The sequence below is a fragment of the Aulosira sp. FACHB-615 genome, assembly GCF_014698045.1.
Classification (GTDB): domain Bacteria; phylum Cyanobacteriota; class Cyanobacteriia; order Cyanobacteriales; family Nostocaceae; genus Nostoc_B.
Genome location: NZ_JACJSE010000027.1, coordinates 44,163 through 66,968, shown reverse-complemented (window position 1 = coordinate 66,968; position 22,806 = coordinate 44,163). Strand labels below are relative to the sequence as shown.

The window sequence follows — 22,806 nt, the reverse complement described above, 5'->3', positions numbered from 1 at the left end:
TCTCTCCTCTCTACGTTCTCTGTTCCTCTGTGGTTCGTTAACAAGTTTATAGAGTTTGGTATCTGATATCTCTTGTTCATTTCTCAAATAGGACTGCTATATAAAAAAGGCGAGTATCAAACCCGCCTGAAAAAATAATTGTATTTATCAATTGCTGACTAATTACCAATTGTTGGCGCATTCAATGAAAGCTTTGGTGCTTCTTCTTTTTCCTGTGCCAAAGTTGGTACAGAATCGCGCAATCTTGCTGTCAATTGTACGGTTGTAGCGTCGTAAATTTGAGTCAGCAATTTAGGATAGAACCCGATACCAATAATTGGTACTAGCAAACAAGCAATGATAAAGACTTCGCGGGGTTCGGCATCGATAAGTTTCTGGTGCGAAACCAATTCTTCGTTTTCTTTGCCGTAGAAAATTTCCCGCAACATTGATAGCAAATAAATTGGGGTTAAAATTACACCCACTGCCATCAAAAAGACTACGATAACTTTGAAGGTAGAGCTATAAGCATCGCTAGTGGCAAAGCCCACAAATATCATTAATTCTGCTACGAAACCGCTCATTCCTGGCAATGCTAAAGAAGCCATTGAACAGGTAGTGAACATAGCAAAAATTTTCTGCATCCGCTTACCAACACCGCCCATTTCATCCAGCATTAGGGTGTGTGTGCGATCGTAGGTTGCACCAACCAAGAAGAACAAACTCGCCCCAATTAAGCCATGCGACACCATTTGTAATACTGCACCACTCAAGCCCAAATCAGTGAAGGAGGCGATACCAATAGTCACAAAGCCCATGTGGGAAATTGAGGAGTAGGCAATTTTGCGCTTGAGGTTTCGCTGGGCAAAGGATGTCAGGGCGGCGTAGATAATGTTAACTACCCCTAAAATGACGAGAACTGGGGCAAAATACGCATGGGCATCGGGCAGCATTTGGGCATTCATCCGAATCAAGGCGTAACCGCCCATTTTCAAGAGAATACCAGCCAGTAACATGTGTACGGGTGCTGTTGCTTCACCGTGGGCATCGGGTAGCCAGGTATGCAGGGGAATGATGGGTAATTTGACGGCGTAGGCAATCAAAAAGCCAGCATAGAGTAACAACTCAAAATTGAGGGCGTAATCTTTGAGGCCGAGAGAGTGCATATCAAAGGTGACTGTATCGCCATAAAAGGCCATCGTCAACGCGCCGACCAAAATAAACAGCGAACCGCCAGCTGTGTACAAAATAAACTTGGTCGCTGCGTATTGCCGCTTTTTACCACCCCAAATTGCCAACAGCAGGTAAACCGGAATCAATTCCAGTTCCCACACCAAGAAAAACAGCAACATATCCTGCACAGCGAAGACGGCAATTTGTCCGCCATACATCGCCAGGATTAAAAAGTAAAATAGCCTGGGTTTGAGGGTGACAGGCCAAGCTGCTAGTATTGCCAGGGTAGTAATGAATCCAGTCAAAATAATTAGGGGCATGGATAAGCCATCTGCCCCTACTGACCACTTCAAATCTAGTTGTGGTACCCAGGCATAACTTTCAACTAGCTGCAAATCTGGGTTAGAGAAGTCGTACCCGGTATAAAAGGCGTAGACAATCAGCGCGAAGTCTATCAACCCGACAATCAGGGAATACCAACGCACTGTTTTACCATCTTTATCCGGGATAATCGGAATCAAGAGTGATGCCGCAATCGGCAAGAGGATAATTGTCGTCAGCCACGGGAAATTAGCTGTATTCATCACAATTTGTCTACAATCAAAATCATGTTTATCAAGGAAGCCCTAGCTATTAAGTAGCAGCTTTTTGGGGATTTGGCATTCCTTGTTAGGTTGATTTAATTAAGTGGACAATCCCCATTTGTGGTTGTGGTAGTATTTTTTAACTTTAGCGGTGACTCAGTATCGGTGAGAATACCCGCTTTCAGCCAGCAGTTTATCTAAAATTTTAGGACTGCGATCGCACCCTTTTATAAAAATTCGTAATTCGTAATTCACAATTCGTAATTAAGACCGTTGGCAGATTCAACTCTCTGCCCTTAAGTAAACGGGAATTGTCATGATAAATTCAGCACCTTTTCCTGGAGAGGAAATACATTCTAAAGACCCTTGATGTCTGTTAGTAATAATTTGGTAACTAATAGACAAACCCATCCCTGTTCCTTTACCTATAGGTTTACTTGTAAAAAATGGGTCAAATATTTTTTGTCTGACTTCATCTGACATCCCCACACCATTATCGATGATGCTGATTTTGACTTGTGTGGAATTTGGCATAGCTGTACGAATGTAAATAGTTGGTGTTAGCTGCTGGACATTTTCTTCTAACGCATCAATCGCATTCAGCAAAATATTCATAAATACTTGGTTGAGTTGCCCAGCATAACATTCAACTAAAGGTAAATTACCATATTCCTTAATGACTAAAATCTTGGGTCTATCTGTTTTAGATGCCAGACGATGCTCTAAAATCATTAAAGTACTATCCAGACCCTGATGTATATCAGCAGCTTTTAAATCAGATTCATCCAGACGAGAAAAGCTGCGGAGAGAAGCGACAATCTCGCTGATGCGATTTGCTCCAACTGTCATTGAAGAATAAAGTTTTGGCAAATCCTCGACTAAAAATTCTAAATCACAATTTTCAGCTTCTTCTTGAATTTCTAAGTCTGGTTCTGGATAATGAGATTGGTAAAGTTTCAGGATGTTGAGCAAATTTTGAGTATATTGATAGGCATGTTTGAGATTGCCAAAAATAAAACTCACTGGGTTATTGATTTCATGAGCAACCCCCGCAACTAGTTGTCCCAAAGAAGACATTTTTTCCGTTTGAATCAGTTGCAATTGTGTATGTTGTAATTCCTCTAAAGCTTGTTCTAATTCCTTGGCTTTTTGACTGAGTTCTGCTTCTGTTTGTTTACGCGCAGTAATATCATTACGAATGGCTACATATTGTTGGGGTTTGCCTTGCTCATCTAACAAAGGCACAATTGTCGTATCTACCCAATAATAAGTGCCATCCTTAGCTAAATTTTTCACTTCGCCTTTCCAGACTTTCCCCTGGCTAATAGTGAACCACATCTCTTGAAAAAACTCTTGGGAATGATAGCCAGAATTGATAATTCTATGGGTTTTCCCAATTAGTTCTGCTGGTTGATATTGGGAAATTTGACAAAACTTATCATTCACATATTCAATCATCCCTTTATTGTTAGTTACCGCAACAATTGATGATTGATCTAAAGCAAATTTGATATCTGCTACTTCTTTGAGCGATTTTTTGAGCGTGATTTCTGTTTGTTTACGCGCAGTAATATCATTACGAATAGCTACATATTGCTGGGGTTTACCTTGCTCATCTAAAACAGGTACAATTGTTGTATCTACCCAATAATATGTGCCATCCTTTGCCAAATTTTTAACTTCTCCTTTCCATACCCTTCCCTGGCTAATAGTTAACCACATCTCTTGAAAGAACTCTTGGGAGTGATAGCCAGAATTGATAATTCTATGGGTTTTGCCGATTAGTTCTGCTGGTTGATATTGAGAGATTTGACAAAAATTATCATTCACATATTCAATCATCCCTTTATTGTTAGTTACGGCAATAATCGATGATTGGTCTAAAGCGAATTTGATATCTGCTAATTCTTTCAGGGATTTTTTGAGAGTGATTTCTGCTTGTTGGTGGGCAGTAACATAAGTATTTTTATGACTTGTAATATCTTCAACGATAGACAAAACACCAGTCACATTTCCTTGACAATCCACTACAGGAGTGTGATGCCACTCGCAAGTAATCATTTTGCCATCTTTCGTGAAATTATTATTAGTACAGTAATTTCCTCCATGTTGTTTGATTAATGCAGTCATTAACTGATTGACATCTTCTCTAGGAATACTAGGTAAGAGAATTTCTCCAATATGAACATTGAGTACATCTGATTTACTGTACCCAAAGATACGTTCAGCCGCCGGATTCCAGTCTAAAACCTCAAAATCTATATTCCATTGAATAATTCCTAACGGATGATACTCAACCAACGCAAATAATTTCTGCTGAGTATCTTGAAGTGATTTTTGTGTATTCTCTAAATCTGTTATGAGATGATCTCGCTGCTGACAACAAGTTGGTAGCTCTTGATACTTAGATTCAAGCAACATAGTGATTAATCTCCAGCCCAGTTAAAAGAGGGAAAACAAGTAAATTGCGATATTCTTAGTATTAATATTGCCCAAATCAGTCTGGGTAATTTACTTGTGTGGCGAAGACTGTTGATTGATACCAAGCAGGAAGTCTGGGACTATACGAACAAAGCCTGCTTACGCAGGCTAACTCTCATTAATACCTTTTATAGCATTACACTACAAGTATCATATCAGGTGAGTTAAAAGCAGGTATTGTGGATATTGAGTTAAGCAAATTTTGACTATCCTAACTCACCCGATAGACTAAAAATAGATGGGCATTTATGCACCAATCAATTATTTAGTTGTTGACTAAGCTTTCTTTTCTTGCACTAGAGCATTAATTTTGGAATTAATAGCTTTTAATACATCTTTGGTTTCATCAATTGTCAGGGTTTCATTTTTGGAAACTTTGCCCTTCAAGCTTCTGTAAGAGGCAATTGATGAATCAAAACTTTCAGTTGATGCACTTGGATCAGCTGCTAAAACATCTTTCTTTTCTTGTACTGCGGCATTAATTTTTGCGTTAATAACCCCTAAAGCGCCTTTGACTTCATCTGTTGTCAGGGTTTCATTTTTGGAAACTTTGCCCTTTAAGCTTCTGTAAGATGCGATCGCAGCATCAACATCTTGAGTTTGTGTACCAGCATCAAAGGCAAGATACTGTGTAGCTCCAAAGTCTACAGAAACAGCAAGAGCGTTAGGTGGTGTTAACAACAAACCGCAAACTGTAACTAGCAATACCAGTGAGTAAGCCACAAGATTTTTCAGAGATGTAAAGAGTTTCATTTTTTTATACTCTCTATGACAGTAAGATTACCCCACGCATACTAAAGCCATGTCGGGAAAATACATCAAAAATTTAAGATATTTTTAATAAAAAAGCATATTATTCGGAATTGCATACTGTACAAAGCGAGTATCTTGTGTATTAACGTAAATACGTTGTTTCAGACTTTAATTAATCTTCTTTGATTGAGTGCGTAGACGTAGCCCGCCGTAAGCTTCGCTAAAATATCATTCAAAAATCCAGCTATCAACCTGTAAACTTTACCTGTTATTTTGGCTTTGCTGTCAATATCTAAGTCTTGATTATTAGGATTTACACACAAAAATTTTCTATGAAAATTGGGCTTATGAGTGCGGTGTGTAGAGGTTTTGGATACATACACATACTACTTGGCTCAGAGACTGCCAAATAAAAAGATATACCATCGCTGTGTAAGAAAAATATCATCTCTCGAAATTGGATTTTGCCTGCGATCGCCTAGTCTAACCGGAGCATTGCTCAAAATCTCTGATGCTGCTCAGTTATTCTTAAAAAGAAGGATCATACATCCATCAAAGGATAGTACAAATGCAAATTACCATTGAAATACCCGATGACATTGCCCATCAACTCGCTAATACCCCTGACCAACTTTCTCGCCGCGCCTTAGAATCGCTGGTAGTGGAAGCTTATCGCCATCGGCAAATTTCTACTGCTCAAGTTCAACGTCTGTTAAATCTTTCTTCTCGACTAGCTACCGATGCTTTTCTTAAAGCCTATGAAGCTTACCAAGCCTACACCTTAGCTGACTTAGAGCAAGATTTGCAAGCTATTGATCAAGCGATGACTCAGCCATGATAGTTGTTTGCGATACTTCACCTTTGTGCTATCTCATCTTGATTGAGTGTATTGAAATTCTGCCTCAACTTTTCGGTCGCATTATCATCCCTAATGCTGTCTGCACAGAACTTCTTGCCGAAGGTTCTTACATCCAAGTTCAAAACTGGATTACCCAATCTCCAAGCTGGTTAGAGATTCAAACTACCACGCCCCTATTACCTAACTTATCTAGCAAACTTGGTATGGGTGAGCAAGAAACCATTTCTCTGGCTGTTCAACTCAACGCTGCCCTAGTGATCTTAGATGATCTGGATGCTCGACAAGCAGCGATCGCACAAGGTCTTAATGTTACAGGTTTACTTGGTGTTCTTTATCGTGCAGGAACCCAAGATATAATCGATTTTCCTAACACCATTTCTAAATTGCAATTAACCACCTTTCGTGCATCTTCTGCTCTCATCCAAAGTTTTTTAGATCGTTATTACCAAGAACAAGGTTAATCTTGCGATACGCAAGAACTCTCTCAAAATTTTTAGGCCTAAAAAAAGAGCCTAAATTCAGACTCTCAAAAATGAAAAACTGAAGGGTGGACAGTCGCCCACCCTAAAAAATCAGGTAATGCCAAAAACGATCACCAAGCCCAAAACTGCGCCAAACACAATCAAGGCATAGAATTGAACGCGACCATTTTCTAAATATTTCAGCCCTTCGCCACTGACTAGGGTGAAAAAGCCTGTGAGGTTAACAGCACCATCAACAACGCGGAAGTCAACTTCCATGACTTGTCTAGCTAGGCGACGCAAGCCGAGGACAAAGACACGATGGTAAATGTCATCAAAGTACCACTTGTTGAGGGATAGCTCGTACAAAGGCTTAATTTTAGCAGCGATCGCAGCAGGGTCAATTTTCCGTTGCAAGTACATCAAGGAAGCCAAGGTAATCCCAATCAAGGAAATTCCCACAGAAGCCCCCGCCATAATATAAAATTCCGTCGGCTCAAATTCGGCGGCTTTTTCTAAAACTTCAGCGAGAGTTTCGTTAGGTGAGTAAATAAATTCCTCGAAATAATTAGCAAAGGGAGTTCCTACCAAACCAATCAAAATTGAAGGTACAGCCAACACTAATAATGGCAAGGTCATTGTCCACGGTGATTCATGGGGAGAATCGCTGTGATGACCATGAGAACCATGATGGTCTCCTGTTGCGGCTAGTTCACCATGTTTCATCGCCCCAGGGCCAAAATTCGGGGCTGGTTCTTCAGCTTCTAATTCCAGAATGATGGTTGATGCTTTCTTAAGTTTGGCTTTGATTTTCTCGTCAGTACCCCGGAATTTGCCTTCAAATGTCATGAAATACATTCTAAACATATAAAAAGCAGTGATTCCCGCCGTTAGCCAGCCAATGATCCACAAAAATGGATTAGCAGCAAAAGCCTTACCGAGAATTTCATCTTTTGACCAAAAACCTGCAAACGGAGGCATCCCGGAAATTGCCAAGCAGCCAATCAAAAAGGTAATAGCTGTGATGGGCATATATTTCCGCAGTTTGCCCATCAGTCGCATATCTTGGGCTAAAGCAGGGTCATGGCCAACGACTCCTTCCATCCCGTGAATCACAGAACCGGAACCCAAGAACAGCATCGCCTTGAAGTAAGCGTGAGTCATCAGATGGAATAAGCCAGCACTGTAAGCACCTACGCCCATCGCCATCACCATGTAACCTAATTGGGAAATGGTGGAGTAGGCCAAGCCTTTTTTGATGTCGTTTTGCGTAATTGCAATTGTCGCCCCTAAAAATGCTGTAAATGCCCCAGTAAAGGCAATTACGTTCATCGCGGCGGGGACATGTTCAAACACAGGGTACATCCGGGCTACCAGAAATACACCTGCTGCCACCATTGTGGCGGCGTGGATTAAGGCGGAAATTGGTGTCGGGCCTTCCATTGCATCTGGTAGCCAGACATGGAGGGGGAACTGGGCTGATTTAGCAACAGGGCCGAGGAAAACCAAAATCGCAAACAGTATGGCGAGGAAATTGCTGATTGTTCCTGATTGCACCAGTTGGGCGAGGCGATCGCCCATGATATGAAAATCAAAGCTACCGGTTGCCCAAAACAGGCCTAAAATCCCCAATAATAAGCCAAAGTCACCAACGCGGTTGGTGACAAATGCTTTTTGACAGGCATCGGCGGCTGACTTGCGATCGTACCAAAAGCCGACCAGCAAGTAGGAACACATCCCTACCAGTTCCCAGAAGATATAAATTTGCACTAAGTTGGGACTGACCACCAGACCCAACATTGAGGAGCCAAATAAGCTCAGATAAGCGTAAAACCTTACATATCCTGGATCATGTGCCATATAGCCATCGGTATAGACCATGACTAAAAAGGCTACGGTTGTCACAATTACCAGCATAAGGGCTGTCAGGTGGTCAATTGTATAGCCCATGCTCAGGTGAAAATTCCCTGCTGCTGCCCATTCCAAAGTCCGCAGATAAGTCGGGTGTCCTTGAATTTGACTCCACAGCAAGGCAAACGACAAGCCCATCGCTGCTCCCATCAAGGAGATAATCAACGCAGCGTTGAGTTGCCGCAGGCGGTTCGTCACCTGATTGATCGAAATTAATCCCAAACCGACCAGCATCGCCCCTAAAAGAGGGAACACCGGAATCAGCCAGGCATATTCATAGATTGCTTCCATCACTGACGCATAATTTGAGAATTCTTGACTAGCTTAGGACAGTTTTGCGGCGGCTGTCTTCCGCAGGCAACTGTCCTGGTCGGAACTGTTAATAATTGTGACACACACCCCTGATGATAAAATACCCCACCCAAAGGTAATTGGGCGGGGTAATTAAGCATGGTTTTAGATTTGGCTGAAGTCAATAGCATCTTTCACTAATGATCATCAACTATTGACCATTGACAAATCACGCTATATTATGCAGTCCGACATTCTAAATCGGCTGTTTGGGAGTGGTTGTATGTTTTAGAACAGTTGGTGTAAGTGAGCTTGATTTCTTCTAGAGCCAGACGTAAATCGTCTCTGCCACGAAAACCTTCTAGGCGATGTCGGATAATGCCGTTTTCTACTAAAAGTAAAGTAGGTAGTGACTTGAGACGATAAGTATTGGATAGTTTGAAGTTTTCATCTGCATTCACTCCCACCAATTTAATTTGCTCCCCGCATTGAGATTTAAATTGCAATAACAAAGGGTGGATGATACGGCATAGGCCGCACCAAGGTGCTTCAAAATTCACTAAAACAGGTACTGGAGATTCTAAAACTTCTTGAGTAAATGTCCGCTCACTAACCGACAACACCATGATGCCTCGAAAATTATAGGGTTTTAATATCAAACTAGCTATCAGCAGGAAGAATTGGCAACTTAGTCAGCACCTATCTATGAGTTAGCATTCAGGATTTAAGATGATTAAAAAATTACTGCCGCTTTGATTTTAACTCTGATAAAAAAGCCAGCACGACTTTCACGGTGGCCTTTAGATTTTTTTAACTCCTGATTGCCGCTTTCATCGAGGGTGTTGAGAAGACTGTGCCATGAAAATCTCAACTAAGACTTATGACCAGCGACTTACCACTATATGAAGATCAAACTGGTTAAGCTTCCCCCCACTGACAACTATTTGATTTGATCCTACATTGATTTGGCAGCAATTGATAAGCTGAAATTGGCATTTACGCAGATTTTTTGTTGATAGCTGGGATCAGTAAAAATCACCATTCTATTTTACTAGTTGCTACGATCAACAGTGGATGTAACCACCACAGTAGACCAACAAAAATTGCTACTCCTAAATAAGCAGGGCGGATAAATTCTGGCCATTTCAGAGACTGACGACCATCCAGAATAGCTTGGAAAGGGATGATGGAAGTTCTTTGTTTGACAAGTTCAAAAGCTTCGCCGTAGCGTTGGGATAAGCGGCGATCGCCATGCCAAACTCCAAATAGGTGATGTAAGACTAATCCCAAAGATGTGACTAAAGTAAAGCTTGTCCCTAACCACAGCGTATGGGCGAAACACCAAATAACTTGTCCTACCATCTGGGGATGACGGGTAATACGGATAATCCCAGTTTCATACAAATGAACTTGGGGCTTTTGAATAGCAGCAATTTCTAGTAGATTGAAGGTGGCAGGATACAAAAATAAAAACGAAATTGCTGACAACACCCAAACTACAGCTTGTATTCCTGGGACTCCTTGTACCTGCCAAAGTTGCCAGCCGTCATAACGATGGTTAAAAAAGTAAGTAATTAAGATGACAGCCAACGGTAAACTAACTAATGCAAACAAAATGCGATAAAGCCTTGCTCCTATGTGCTTCTCAGCCAATGGACGTAGCGCAGCCCCGCCACTGTGGGCGATCGCAAAAGCAAATTGTAACCCCAACATGACAAAATGACTGGGAGTAAACAAAGGATTAGGCATCGTAGACATGGGTGAAGTTATTTAAACAAAAGTTAATACAGTACAACCAATAACACAAAGTATTCAACAGGGGACTTGCGCGAAGATGCAGTAGTACTGTTTTTTTTCGAGTCAAGTCTTCCGATTTGAAGATGGAATAAATCATTTTTTACTTTTTGGTGATCAAAGCCGATGTATTGCCAACTCTGCTCCTTTCAAAGTTTGTGGGTTGAACCTTATGTCTGACCTTCCTTTCACTTTAGATCAGTTACGTATCCTGAAAGCGATCGCACAAGAAGGGAGCTTCAAGCGTGCTGCTGATAGCTTGTATGTCTCCCAACCTGCCGTGAGTTTGCAAGTGCAGAACCTGGAACGGCAACTAGATGTCCCTTTATTTGACCGTGGCGGCCGTCGCGCCCAATTAACCGAAGCTGGACATCTATTGTTAAGTTACGGCGAAAAAATCCTCAGTCTGTGCCAAGAAACCTGTCGCGCCATTGAGGATCTACAAAATCTCCAAGGTGGGACTTTAATTGTCGGTGCATCTCAAACCACCGGGACTTATTTATTACCCCGGATGATTGGCATGTTTCGCCAAAAATATGCCGATGTGGCAGTGCAACTGCACGTCCACTCAACTCGCCGCACTGCTTGGAGTGTCGCCAACGGCCAAGTTGATTTAGCCATTATCGGTGGGGAAATTCCTGGTGAATTAGCCGAATCTTTGGAAATTATTCCTTACGCTGAAGATGAGTTAGCCCTGATTTTGCCAGTATTTCATCCCTTTGCTAAACTTGAAACCATTCAAAAAGACGACTTATATAAATTACAATTCATCGCTTTAGATTCTCAATCCACTATTCGCAAAGTCATCGATCAAGTACTAGCACGTTGCGAAATTGATACCAGACGTTTCAAAATCGAAATGGAACTCAATTCCATCGAAGCCATCAAAAATGCCGTACAGTCAGGATTGGGGGCGGCTTTCGTCTCGACATCCGCCATTGCCAAAGAGTTACAAATGGGTGTACTGCACTGCTCACCCATCGAAGGCGTGATTGTTAAACGCACACTCTGGCTGATTTTTAATCCCAACCGGTATAGATCCAAAGCCGCAGAAGCATTCAGCCAGGAAATATTACCCCAGTTTGCAACTCCAGGATGGAACCAAGACCTGATAAAATTGTCACAAAAAAAGCTAGTAGCAAATACATTTGATGTAGCAACACCCAGTTCCTCTGACGAGGGCTGATACTTGTCAATAGTCAATAGTCATTAGTTAAGGGCTACAGGCTATTGACTATTCACTGTGGACTATTGACTAAAAACTAACATGGAAGCTTACTGCACTCGTCCACGCTGCCCCCGCCCAAAAAATTATTTTGCCGACCTAGATGATGTGTCAACCCTCAAAACAGCGCAGCAAAAATATTGCGCTACCTGTGGTATGCCACTCATCCTTGATGGGAGATATATGTCTACCAAATTACTGGGTCGGGGAGGATTTGCCTCTGCCTTTCTCGCACGCGATCGCCGCATTCCAGGAATTCGCGCCTGTGTAGTCAAACAGTTCCAACCGGCGGAAAATGTTAGTGCTAATCAACTGCGAATCGCTCAACAATTATTTGAAAGAGAAGCAGATGTCTTAGCCGAAATTGGCCGAGAACACGAACAAATTCCAGAACTCTACGCTTTTTTCCAAATTACTGTTCCTAGTTTTACTCAACCCAATTACGAAGAACAGTTTTTTTACTTAGTCCAAGAATATATTGATGGTCTGAATCTTGAGGAAGAATTAACCCAAAAGGGGAAATTTTCGGAAGCAGAAATTTTATATATGTTGCAGGAAATTCTCAAAATCCTCAAGTTTGTCCATGATAAAAATATTATTCATCGAGATATCAAGCCATCGAATATTATGCGCCGCCAAGATGGGAAATTATTTCTCTTAGATTTTGGCGCAGTCAAGCAAGTGACAAATGTGGCATCAGGGACAGTCGCCTCATCAACGGGAATTTATTCCGCCGGATTTGCCCCCCCAGAACAAATGACAGGAAATCAAGTATTTCCCTGTACAGATTTATATGCCTTGGCTGTAACTGCTGTGACTTTACTCACCAGTCAACCAACCACCCAGTTATTCGACCCACTAATTAACCAGTGGACTTGGCGATCGCATGTGGATATTGACCCCCGACTAGCCAATGTTTTAGATAAAATGCTGTTGCCTGCTGTCAGTCAACGTTTTCAATCCGCCGAGGAAGTACTCAAAGAACTGTTTCCGCAGTTCATCCCCCCAACTACACTCACAAATACACCAACTCAACCGCCCCTTATACAGCCACCTGCAACTTTTTCGACCACAGAGTTATTATCAGGGGCTGCTGTGAGCGGTTTTGAAGGTGCATTAATAGCGATCGCTCTCTCTAGTCTGATATCACCCATGATCGCTTTCACTATTGCCATCGTGATTTTGAGTGGGATGATTTTTGCTCAAACTCGACGCTGGATTAAAACCACAAATTTATTAATTGTGGCAGTAATATCTTTTGCGATCGTTCTTTTTGTTCCTGCCTTGCAAGCAGGAATGGATATTCAACAAATAGTAATATTAGGAATTGCCGGCAGTTTAATAGCTATTGCCGTAACCACACTATTTCAACTTATATATAAATTATTGTCTATTATGTTTTAAATAAAATACAGTAAAAGTCTATGTTTACTGTACTGCCAGTAATTTCAGGAATCTCATCTCCTTACTGTGTAGCATATTTCGTACCAATAAAATGGCAACTAGGAAATTAGAGTTTAATCAAACTTTAACCTAGCGTTACCCATAAAATGAGAAATTACTTTCAGGGTAAGAAAACTACACCACCAACTATGACACAACAACATAGAACTAACGAGACTAAAGTTTTGGTTCTAACACTAGCAATCACCTTGGGGCTAGTAGGTGGTTTGTTGTGGTGGTTTTCTCACAGCTATGGCATCAAAGGCAGTTATCTCACAAGAACAAGGGTAGAAACACCAAGTACAGATACCTTCTCGCAAATACCGGATGTCCCGACGGGGTTATTTAGTTATGGGGGTAGCACTACTTGGGCTCCGATCCGCCAGCAGGTAGATTCAGCCGTGTCCATTGTCTGGCCCAAATTTCAACTACGTTACACCGAGCCGATAGAAGCTGCACCCGGTTCTGGGACTGGAATTAAGATGCTGCTAGGTAATCAGTTAGCATTTGCTCAATCTTCTCGCGCTGTGAAGCCAGAAGAAAATGAACAAGCAAAAAAATTAGGGTTTGCACTCAAAGAAATACCTGTAGCAATTGATGGAATTGCGATCGCAGTTCACCCAAATCTCAATCTTCCTGGCTTAACCCTCACCCAGCTAAAAGATATCTACACAGGTAAAGTTAATAATTGGGAACAGTTAGGCGGGCCAAAATTACCCATAACACCATATTCTCGCCGTCCAGAAGATAGTGGCACCATTGAGTTTTTTGAAGAAAACGTCCTAAGTGGCGAAAAATTTGGTAGCAACGTCCAATTTATCGACACTACGACTAACGCCTTAAAAGAAGTAGCCAAAAATCCTGGTACAATTTACTATGCTTCCGCACCAGAGGTAGTCGGACAATGCAGCGTCAAAGCCTTACCCCTAGGTAAACAGCCAAACAAATTTATTGAACCTTACACAAAACCTTATATCCCCCTAGACAAATGTCCAAAACAGCGTAATCAACTGAATACTGAAGCATTTCAAACTGGTGATTATCCCATCACCCGACGTTTATTTGTCATCGTCAAACAAAATGGACAAGCAGATCAGCAAGCAGGTGAAGCTTACGCCAACTTATTGCTGACAGATCAAGGTCAAGAATTAATTGCGAAAGCTGGGTTTGTCAGACTGCGCTAATCAAGACTGATAGGGCTTACTTACGCACAAAGATTGTTTGTGGAGATTGGGTAAAGGGGTGTGAGGGTATCTCACAAGTGTAGGTTTTTAACAAAGTGATGAGTAGCGACTCTAAAAATCACGATTTAATCAGAGTTCTATCCCCCTCACACCCCTACACCCATACACCCTAAATCAAGATTTTTGGAACATAACGTAAAAAACCTACACCTGTCAGTGTGAGGGTATGGGGTGTAGAGGTTGTGAATAGATACACCCCTATACCCTTTCACCCTACAGGCAAAAATGACAATTGGAGCCTAGGGTTAGGCTCCAATTCTGTGAATTAATTAACCGTATTTTCACTGCACCACTGATAACAACAAGACAGACAATGGCACTGAAAAAGTCTTGGGTAATCAATACTTTCGACTCTAATTTTGAGTTGTTTTCAGACCACCCAAACTTGATTGAAATTTGGCTGATCTTTATGACTGGAATCTACTACACTTTTGCCTTAAACAAGCATTATCTTGATTATTCAACCTAGTTCCTGTTGTTAGCAGGCAAACAAAATCCGAAAAGTTAGTTCTCTACCAAGAACTATGATTTTTCCCTAGTGAATATCTTGTACATTCACACACAGGCTGTTTTATCCAGAAAATACCCGATTACGCACAATCTGTTTGTGGTGGTCAAACAGATTGGTTAAACACAACAGTAAGGAGGTGTTGCTGCGCCAACTTACTGATGACAGATCGGGAGCAAGTTCTGATAGATGCCGTTACAGGAACTTGGATAGCGTCTTAGCTTGCTCTATTAATCGACTCTGCTGGCAAGCAAATGAGATTATCTCCTTGAGTGAGGATTAAACCTCTTTGACGCAATTTGCCCATTAAGCGGGTCACAGTTACACGAGTAGAGCCGATCGCACTACCAATTTGGGCATGAGTAAGGGGAAAAGGCAAACAATAGCCACGAATCACATCGGGATCAGTTTCGCTCATTGCGGGTTCGCCATATTCCTCAATTAACAATGTGAGGAATCCTAAGAGGCGGTCAATTGTGCGCCGTTGACCCAAGGCACTCAACCACAGCAATTTACGCTGATGCTGATACCTAAAGGCATCCATAACCTCGCGCCGGAAGTGAGGCCAGTTGTCTAAATCATGCCAGTACATCCACAGCACCGCAGTTTGGTCAACATGGGCGTATGCTTGGAGGGTGAATGGTGACTGAGCCACAATTTCAAATGGTTGTCCTGCTCCCACAAAACCCAAGAAAGCTTCTTCTGGAGTTCTGTTAATGCGTCGAGATGTTAACTGACTGGCAGTAGCACTCACTTGAGCGGTACCTACCATACGGATCGCACCTCTTTGCACCAAATACAGCAAACCAGGTCTAGCTGGAATGCGCTCATCTTTGCTAAAGGTGCGGCAACGATAGTGTTCTTGAGCCCAATCAAGAATACGTTGCCAAGTCAAAAAGGGGCGTGATGCCTCAGAAAAGGAGGATGGAGATTGCATAGGTAACAAAGAGCGTTCGGCTGAAGACAAAGACGTCATAAAACAAGGTGCAAGGAGTGTCTTTGTGTTGACGGGTAGGCTTAACGCCTAACAGCGCCAGCCATCCAAAGAGTAGAGAGCAATTTAGCGCCTACTCTTTTGTTATACTTCTTACTGTACAATGATGGTAGTAAAGTTTACTTACTATTCATAGAATATTTATTAAATTTTATGGTCTTCTCATTTTTCTTTATATAGATAAAACTTATATCTCAAGGAAGATGACAACCCACTGTTGGGGAAATAATCAAAAGCTGTTCTTATCAGATTAAGTGGATTATTGGTTAATAACAAGCAATCAGCTATCAATTAAGCAGTTATTAAATAGTTTGTCACAGGAAACACTCAGTGATTTTACTAAGACTGAAAAAATACAAATTAAGGAATTTAAAAAAAATCATCTATACAAAGATAGAGATAATAAAAAAATCTTGTATATCTCAGGAGTGGCACAGCAGTTAGCAAAATCTCATAATTGCACTGCTATGGAGATAGCTAATACTCTTGTCCCTAGATTATTGGCAACCAGTGGCGACGTTTTTATGGTTACAATTGTTCCACCTGGTTGGATTTATTTTGAATTGAAACCAACATATTTGGCAAGTTGGCTACAAAACTGGGTTATGGGGTGTAGAGAACAACTAGAAAAGATGGGAACAGAAAACACAACTCCCAAATTTAACAATTACAACCCGTCCCATATATTTGCAATTCAACACGCTTATTCAAGATGTTGCTCATTAATCTTGCTGGGTCATCGGGAGAAATTAATTAAACTGCGGGAACCTCTACCAGATACAAGTACAACATTGTGGCAACCAGTATCTCAACAACCAATACCTTGGTTGAATCATGACAACCTACTTTGGCTGCATCACTCCACAGAGAGGGATTTACTGGCTCAGTTAGTGGAGGTGGTGGACGAATTGGTATGTTCTGAGATTGGTGATGCAATTCATTGGCAAAAAACCGCTTGGAAGTTGAGCCAGGCTTGGGAAAAATTTTGGTGTCAGTGTCGCATTTGGGGCGATGTAAAAATTAATTCACCAGAATTGGCTCAATCTCGCTTGGGTTTGGTTATAGTGACCCAACATTTGCTGAGATATTTACTAGTAGAAAAACTAGGAGTTTCTGCTGTGTGGGAGTTATGAACATCAGTATTGTTTCTGAGGAAAATATAACGGTTTTTATCATAGCTATTGACTCATAAAAGTAGTTCGACTATACTTGCAGTTGTGTGAGGAGCGAACCAGCAAGAGCGCCGAGACGAAACACGGCCAGTCGTCGGCGCTCTTTCTGATTTCATAATGTAAAAAAGTTTAAACAGTTTGTTTTAAGAAAGTAAAAATTTTTGGATAGCGATCGCAACTCCATCTTTTTCGACACTGGGGGCTATCCATTGAGCAATCGCTTGTACTTCTGTGGGTGCATCACCCATCGCTACACCAATACCAGCGTATTCCAACATTTCTACATCATTAAAGTTATCACCAATAGCCATCACGTTATTCCTTTCTAAACCGAGAAGTTCTTCAGCGAAATAACGTACAGCCGCACCTTTATTAACAGCAGGATTTGTGGCTTCAAAAAAAGTAGCAACAGAAGTTGTGAGATAAAGTTCTGCGGGCGTATATTGGCGACGCAAATTCCCTAATAATTGGCTAATTGCTTCTGTGTCATCACACAAAGCTAAAATTTTTGTCGGTTCATATTCAATTAAAATGTTGCGTAAATCACCTACAGCAATGGGGGTAATTCCTGAACGTTGTGCGTAAATTTTAGTTTCTCTAGTTAACTCCCGGACATACAGTTGATCATTAATGTAAAAGTGAATAGAGAGAAGCGATCGCCACTGGGGTTCTTCAAAATAGTCTAGTAGTTGGTATGCAATTTCTCTGGCTACAGGTAAGTGATAGTGGATTTTTTGGTTAGTTGGGTCTTGAATCCAGGCTCCCTGATAAGCTGCTAATGGCAGGTTAGAGCGAATTTCTTGATGAAAGCGTAACGCAGAACGATACATTCTTCCAGTAGCAATTGCAACATGAATGCCTTTGGCTTGGGCTGCTGAGATCGCTTGCTTGACTGGTTTGCTTAAAGAATTAGATTTGCCAGCGATCGTACCATCGATATCTAAAACTAGTAACTTAATGTCTTGTTTAGGTAGAGCTTGATTTTCAGGCGATGCCATATACATAAATTTTTAACCTGTGAACTTCCAGTATGAGGTTAACAGGCATTGGCATAATCTGATTCAGGCAAAATAATTAAGCTACAACACATCTAAATTCCTAGAAAACACAATAACTTATCCAGGACTTACGCAACTGGCATAGAGCGATCGCCAGCCCACTTTATCATTTAAATACCCTTGTTGAGAATAAACGTAAAACTAAGAGTTTCAGATGATTCTCTGCCCAAGGTAACAAAAGCGGGATAACTACTCAGCACTTTCAACTCAGCAACGCCAGTTGCTACAACTTTGGGAACCAAAGCAACGCACTCAGCAATTTACTTAATCGGTTGCAGTTTTGTTACCTTCAGTTTAAAGTTACCCACTCCAGTTTCCCCAAAAGACCGAACGCGGATAATATATATTCCTGTTTCGTTGATGCGGGTAAATAATAGGGAGTTACTTGTACCATCGGGGCCGTCATCATTTTCTGCCACCGTTGAACCATCTGGGGCTAACAGCGTAATAATGCAGTCAAAGTTTTCGGAAGATAAATCAACTGCCAGGTTATCACCTTTATTCAATTTAACTGTATAGTCACGGGCAAACCCACCCTGTCCTGTGGGTATATCTTTTTCCGAGAGTGTATCGGAAAGTTCTGTCAAATTAGTTAACGGAATTGGACTGTACAACTTGCTTTGGGCGAATGCTGCTGTTGTACTGATACTAATTGTCAGAAAAATAGTAGGAACAGTGATGAATCTTTTGAAACCTGCTGCAAAAGCTTTACTCATAATTTCAGGCTGTGTTGCCATACACAAGGTATTCGCTTAATTATAGATTTGTCAGATATGACTCGCCTATGAATTAGTATGTTGGTCTTTGATGGCGATCGCAACTGCGGCTAACCCCAACACTGTAATTCCCGACTGGCGAAGTGTTTGTACGGCAGATTTGGTGGTTGCACCAGTAGTGTAAATGTCATCGATTAACAATACTGGCATACTGGGGCATTGACGGCGAAATTCTTTACCGACAGCAAAAGCTTCAGCTAAGTTTTTTTCCCGTTCAGAAGCTGATAAACCAAACTGCGCTTGAGTTTCTCGCACCCTTTCTAAAACATTTAGATTTAATTTTAACTTAGTTGTCTGACAGAAGCTTTCGGCAATTAAGGCAGCTTGATTATAACCACGTTGCTTTTGCTTGTCTGGGTGCATCGGTATGGGTACAACTACTGGTTGGGTATGAGGCTGAGGAGAGTTTAATAACCATGCTTCACCCAAGTATGTACCCAAGATACGGGCAATATTCGGTTGGTTTTCATATTTCATCACGGCGATCGCTCTTTTGAGGCTACCACCATACACACCCCACCCAAATATCGGTATTTCACCTTGCCATGATGCACTAGGATGTTTTTGACCGCAGTTGTGTAATTGTCTGGCACAGTATACACACAAAGTCTCCGATGTACTTCGCTGACACAAAGGACAATGGGACTGTAAAAACAGGTTCAGGAAACCTTGGAAATGATTCTGCCAACTGGGCATAGAAATTAGTCTAGATATTTCACATACACGCGATCGCATCGTGCAGTTTCCACACCCGTCGCTGGTTGATAACCATTACTTTCGTATAACTTCACGGCTTCTACTAATATGCTGGCTGTTTCAATCCAAATTTGCTGGAAACCACGATTAGCGATCGCTGCTTCTAGTTGTTGTAACAAATATTTCCCCAAGCCAATACCCCGGACACTTGGTAAAAGATACATTTTGCGAATTTCCACAGCTTTTTCCCCGCGATTTATGGGGTAATATGCCCCAGTACCGACTATTTGGCTTTGGTGTTCCACTACCCAAAACTCACCGCCAGTAGCTAAGTAATATTCCTCAACTTGTAATACATCTTGGTCAGCACCGTTGGGTTCCCAACCCAACCCGTATTCTGATAATACATAACTGATGACTGCGGCCGCCCTGGAGCGATCGCCCTTTTCCCAGTTACGAATTAAGAAATCTCGATAATGTTCTCTCATTCCGATATGTGGGTTAGGTTGAAACAGAAAAATTTTCTGGATATATACCCAATTTACCCACTAGATAGCGATTCTGGCCAAAATCATCTCAGGGTTTATGCTTAATTTATCAGGACTGATGTACAAAGATGATCGTTGAGTCCAGGTGTCAGGGTAGGATTTTCAGGCTTTTCCAAGCCTACACCATTCTCTCAACCTCAGATTTTACGTGCTTATACCCTGTGCCATTTTTCTCCTCTAGTTCAGAAAAATGTCTGTTTTGCAGAACTTCTGTTGCTTTTTCTGATGGCATTGGTTTATAGAAAAAATAACCTTGGACATCCTCACAATTAATAGATTTTAAGAAATCTAGTTCTTCTTGCTTTTCTACACCTTCAGCCGTGAGTCTTAAACCTAAATTACGTCCTAAAGTGACAATTGCTTTCACAATATGAGCTACTCGCACATCTGTGGTTAACTCTTGAATAAAGGAGCGATCAATTTTCAGGTTGTGTAGTGGTAGAAGTTGTAGCCGTGAAAGCGAAGAGTGTCCGGTACCAAAGTCATCAATGGAAAGGTGAACCCCCATTTGTTCTAACTTTTGTAAAACATTTCTGGTAAATTCTAAATCAGCGATCGCTGTTGATTCGGTAATTTCCAACTCTAGAAAATGTGGCTCTAATCCTGTCTCCGCTAGAATGTTCGCTACATCCTCTACTAGGGTAGCTTGGCGAAACTGTTTAGGTGATAGATTGACAGCCACTGTCAAAGGCGGCAATCCTGCTGCTTGCCAAGCTTTATTTTGGATACAAGCTGTGCGTAATACCCATGCACCAATCGGAATAATTAATCCACTTTCCTCAGCTAACGGAATAAATATATTCGGCGCTACTAGTCCCATATCTGGGTTTTGCCAGCGCACCAAAGCTTCCATCCCAGTGATTTTGCCAGTCACAATATTGACACGGGGCTGATAATACACCGTCAATTCGTTTCTTTCTACGGCATAGCGCAAGCTTTTTTCTAAGTTAAGCAGTTCTGGAGTTTTGCCACTGAGGGTAGTGGTATAAAACTGATAATTATTTCTGCCTTCATCTTTGGCATAATACAGCGCCGTATCTGCATGTTGAATTAAGGTTTCAACATCATGACTGTGGTCATCAAAAACAGAAATACCAATACTCGCACTGATGTACAGTTCATGGCCATCAAGACAGAAAATCTTTTCTAAGGATTGCAGGATTCTTTGGGCTACTTGAGCTACTTCATCAAGATATTTAATATGGGGCAACAAAATTGTAAATTCGTCTCCTCCCCAACGAGCAACGGTATCTCCTTCTCTGAGAGATTCTTTGAGTCTTTGTGCCACCATTTGTAGTAATCTGTCACCAATGGTATGCCCTAACGTATCATTAATTACTTTGAAGCGATCTAAATCCAGAAACATCACAGCTAAACTTTCACGGTTGCGTGTGGCGTTGGGTATAGCTTTAGCCAAGATTTCATTAAACAAGAACCGATTGGGTAAGCCCGTCAGCATATCGTGCAGTGCTTGGTAGCGGATTTTTTCTTCTACTTTTTGACGCTGCCAAGCACCGCTAATACTAGCCGCCATTGTCAATAGTGTTGATTCTTCATGCCTTGACCAAGTACGCTCAGAAGTACAGTCGGCTAAACCAATACAACCCCAAAACTCATCTTCTAGCCGTAAGGGAACTAAAAGCAAAGATTGAATTCCATCTTTTGCTAATAGCTTTTGTTCTGCTACCGGAAATTCCCTGATATTGCCACTAATCGATTTTCCGCACGAGAGTGTGCCATACCAACGCGCTAATTCTGAAGATTGATAAAGTTGATTTTGCCAGTGAAAACGAGATGCGGTTAAATTTGTTCTTGTCCAGAAAAATTGCAAGCTCAGGGCCATTTCGCCTGTATCTGAATGGCGATGGTTTTTAAATAAATAAGCGCGATCAGCCTTAGCTGCTTCTCCTAGTACAGCCAAAGCTTTGTCTATGCCAGTTTCGTAATTCATTTCCACTAGCAAATAGTTAGCAGCTTCGGCTACTGCTTGCAATAGGCGATCGCGTTGCCGCAATTCTGCTTCTGCTTGCTTCTGCTCTGTAATATCCCTAACTATAAAAGTTCTAATTAAGTCACTTTCTGGTAAGTAGTGAATAACTTGTTCAAACACTTCCTGATCAACCGTGATCTCACGGGAAAAGGAATTGATCTGGTGATCTTCCAAGGCATGGAGTAACCCTGTCAGTACAGGATGCTTGTTACCAATTTCTCGAATCTTGGGAAATTTTGCCGATGCAGCTGGATTGAGATAGGTAATTGTTCCCCCCAAATCCATCTCAATAATTGGGTTAGGAATGAGTTCTGGGAACGATGCTAGGCGTGCTAGGGCAGTTTCACTGGCCGCTTCAAAATTAGGGTCAACCGCTAAGGTGGGAAAAGGATTGGCCGCATGAGCCTGCTCTAAGAGAAAATCTGAGATGTTTTCAATATCAACACTTTCGGAAAAAGCTTTTTCCGAAATATGCGAAACTGCATAGTATTTAGCTTGGACTTGATTATTCCCAAACGCAATCACATCACCATGCTGAAGATTATGGGAAACGCATTTCATTCCATTGACGTATAACCCGTTAGTACTAGACTTACCTTTAAAGTTGCCATCAATAATCCGAAACCCATATTGGTCAGTTTCGGGAAGAGTCACACGCAGTAAAATGGCATGTTGTCTAGATACGGAACGAGATCGCAACACAATCGCATTTCTGGAATCTCGACCAATGGAATAAGTAGTTTCTTGTAGTGGGATGGTTCTTTGTCCTTGTAAGTCTTGGACAACCAAAAGGTGACGTATTTTTTCCCACTCATTTCCTGGCATTGCTCTTCCTCAAAATCTCGTATCCTGGATTGAATGTTGAA

Annotated in this window: 18 protein-coding genes; 6 read left to right on the top strand and 12 right to left on the bottom strand. The window is 41.6% G+C overall.

All coding sequences use genetic code 11. The features are described 5' to 3' along the window. Positions 1-158: 158 nt before the first annotated feature. The 3 genes from ndhD1 to H6G77_RS27950 form a co-directional block, all read right to left on the bottom strand. Positions 159-1,736, bottom strand: a complete 1,578-nt coding sequence (gene ndhD1, locus H6G77_RS27960) for a photosynthetic/respiratory NAD(P)H-quinone oxidoreductase subunit D1 (protein ID WP_190873283.1) — start codon at positions 1,734-1,736, stop codon at positions 159-161. A gap of 282 nt (positions 1,737-2,018) precedes the next feature. Further along, on the bottom strand, positions 2,019-4,157 hold the full coding sequence (locus H6G77_RS27955) for a PAS domain S-box protein (protein ID WP_242049326.1): 2,139 nt from the start codon (positions 4,155-4,157) through the stop codon (positions 2,019-2,021). A gap of 336 nt (positions 4,158-4,493) precedes the next feature. Beyond that, the gene (locus H6G77_RS27950) at positions 4,494-4,970 is read right to left on the bottom strand and encodes an NAD(P)H-quinone oxidoreductase subunit 4 (protein WP_190592599.1); all 477 of its coding nucleotides are present in this window, start codon (positions 4,968-4,970) and stop codon (positions 4,494-4,496) included. Between the two features lie 568 nt (positions 4,971-5,538). On the opposite strand from H6G77_RS27950, the gene H6G77_RS27945 reads away from it, so the two are divergent. Next, a complete protein-coding gene (locus H6G77_RS27945) occupies positions 5,539-5,808 on the top strand; it encodes a UPF0175 family protein (protein ID WP_190592600.1) in 270 nt (89 codons plus the stop codon). Further along, entirely contained in the window at positions 5,805-6,290 is a 486-nt protein-coding gene (locus H6G77_RS27940) for a DUF3368 domain-containing protein (protein WP_190592601.1), read from the top strand. Before H6G77_RS27945 ends, H6G77_RS27940 begins: the two co-directional genes overlap by 4 nt. A gap of 111 nt (positions 6,291-6,401) precedes the next feature. Here H6G77_RS27940 and H6G77_RS27935 read toward each other — a convergent pair whose 3' ends face one another. From H6G77_RS27935 to H6G77_RS27925, 3 genes are all read right to left on the bottom strand, one after another. After that, positions 6,402-8,492 (bottom strand): NAD(P)H-quinone oxidoreductase subunit 5, encoded by a 2,091-nt coding sequence (locus tag H6G77_RS27935; RefSeq protein WP_190592602.1) that lies wholly within the window; start codon positions 8,490-8,492, stop codon positions 6,402-6,404. A 239-nt stretch (positions 8,493-8,731) separates the two neighbouring features. Next, positions 8,732-9,118: a co-chaperone YbbN gene (locus tag H6G77_RS27930; RefSeq protein ID WP_190592603.1), complete on the bottom strand. Its 387-nt coding sequence runs from the start codon at positions 9,116-9,118 to the stop codon at positions 8,732-8,734. 409 nt (positions 9,119-9,527) lie between these two features. Further along, entirely contained in the window at positions 9,528-10,250 is a 723-nt protein-coding gene (locus H6G77_RS27925; RefSeq protein ID WP_396020689.1) for an NnrU family protein, read from the bottom strand. Between the two features lie 208 nt (positions 10,251-10,458). On the opposite strand from H6G77_RS27925, the gene H6G77_RS27920 reads away from it, so the two are divergent. The 3 genes from H6G77_RS27920 (at position 10,459) to H6G77_RS27910 (ending at position 14,138) form a co-directional block, all read left to right on the top strand. Next, positions 10,459-11,472, top strand: coding sequence for a LysR family transcriptional regulator (locus tag H6G77_RS27920; protein ID WP_190592604.1), 1,014 nt, complete (start codon positions 10,459-10,461; stop codon positions 11,470-11,472). A gap of 81 nt (positions 11,473-11,553) precedes the next feature. Continuing rightward, a complete protein-coding gene (locus H6G77_RS27915; RefSeq protein ID WP_190873282.1) occupies positions 11,554-12,915 on the top strand; it encodes a serine/threonine-protein kinase in 1,362 nt (453 codons plus the stop codon). A 188-nt stretch (positions 12,916-13,103) separates the two neighbouring features. After that, positions 13,104-14,138 (top strand): PstS family phosphate ABC transporter substrate-binding protein, encoded by a 1,035-nt coding sequence (locus tag H6G77_RS27910; protein ID WP_190873281.1) that lies wholly within the window; start codon positions 13,104-13,106, stop codon positions 14,136-14,138. Between the two features lie 785 nt (positions 14,139-14,923). Here the strand turns inward: H6G77_RS27910 and H6G77_RS27905 are convergent. After that, positions 14,924-15,682 (bottom strand): Crp/Fnr family transcriptional regulator, encoded by a 759-nt coding sequence (locus tag H6G77_RS27905; RefSeq protein ID WP_017654928.1) that lies wholly within the window; start codon positions 15,680-15,682, stop codon positions 14,924-14,926. Positions 15,683-16,224: 542 nt separating this feature from the next. Between H6G77_RS27905 and H6G77_RS27900 the strand changes: the two genes are divergently transcribed. Then, positions 16,225-16,833 (top strand): glutamate acetyltransferase, encoded by a 609-nt coding sequence (locus H6G77_RS27900; protein ID WP_242049325.1) that lies wholly within the window; start codon positions 16,225-16,227, stop codon positions 16,831-16,833. 182 nt (positions 16,834-17,015) lie between these two features. Here H6G77_RS27900 and H6G77_RS27895 read toward each other — a convergent pair whose 3' ends face one another. The 5 genes from H6G77_RS27895 to H6G77_RS27875 form a co-directional block, all read right to left on the bottom strand. Beyond that, positions 17,016-17,876: a Cof-type HAD-IIB family hydrolase gene (locus tag H6G77_RS27895; protein ID WP_190873279.1), complete on the bottom strand. Its 861-nt coding sequence runs from the start codon at positions 17,874-17,876 to the stop codon at positions 17,016-17,018. Positions 17,877-18,190: 314 nt separating this feature from the next. Beyond that, positions 18,191-18,646 (bottom strand): PPC domain-containing protein, encoded by a 456-nt coding sequence (locus H6G77_RS27890; RefSeq protein WP_190592661.1) that lies wholly within the window; start codon positions 18,644-18,646, stop codon positions 18,191-18,193. A gap of 66 nt (positions 18,647-18,712) precedes the next feature. After that, positions 18,713-19,402, bottom strand: a complete 690-nt coding sequence (locus tag H6G77_RS27885; RefSeq protein WP_190592609.1) for a ComF family protein — start codon at positions 19,400-19,402, stop codon at positions 18,713-18,715. Between the two features lie 5 nt (positions 19,403-19,407). Next, the gene (locus H6G77_RS27880) at positions 19,408-19,890 is read right to left on the bottom strand and encodes a GNAT family N-acetyltransferase (protein ID WP_190592610.1); all 483 of its coding nucleotides are present in this window, start codon (positions 19,888-19,890) and stop codon (positions 19,408-19,410) included. A gap of 178 nt (positions 19,891-20,068) precedes the next feature. Continuing rightward, positions 20,069-22,765 carry an EAL domain-containing protein gene (locus H6G77_RS27875; RefSeq protein ID WP_190671792.1) on the bottom strand — a complete coding sequence of 899 codons (2,697 nt, stop codon included), beginning with the start codon at positions 22,763-22,765 and terminating at the stop codon, positions 20,069-20,071. Positions 22,766-22,806 lie beyond the last annotated feature (41 nt).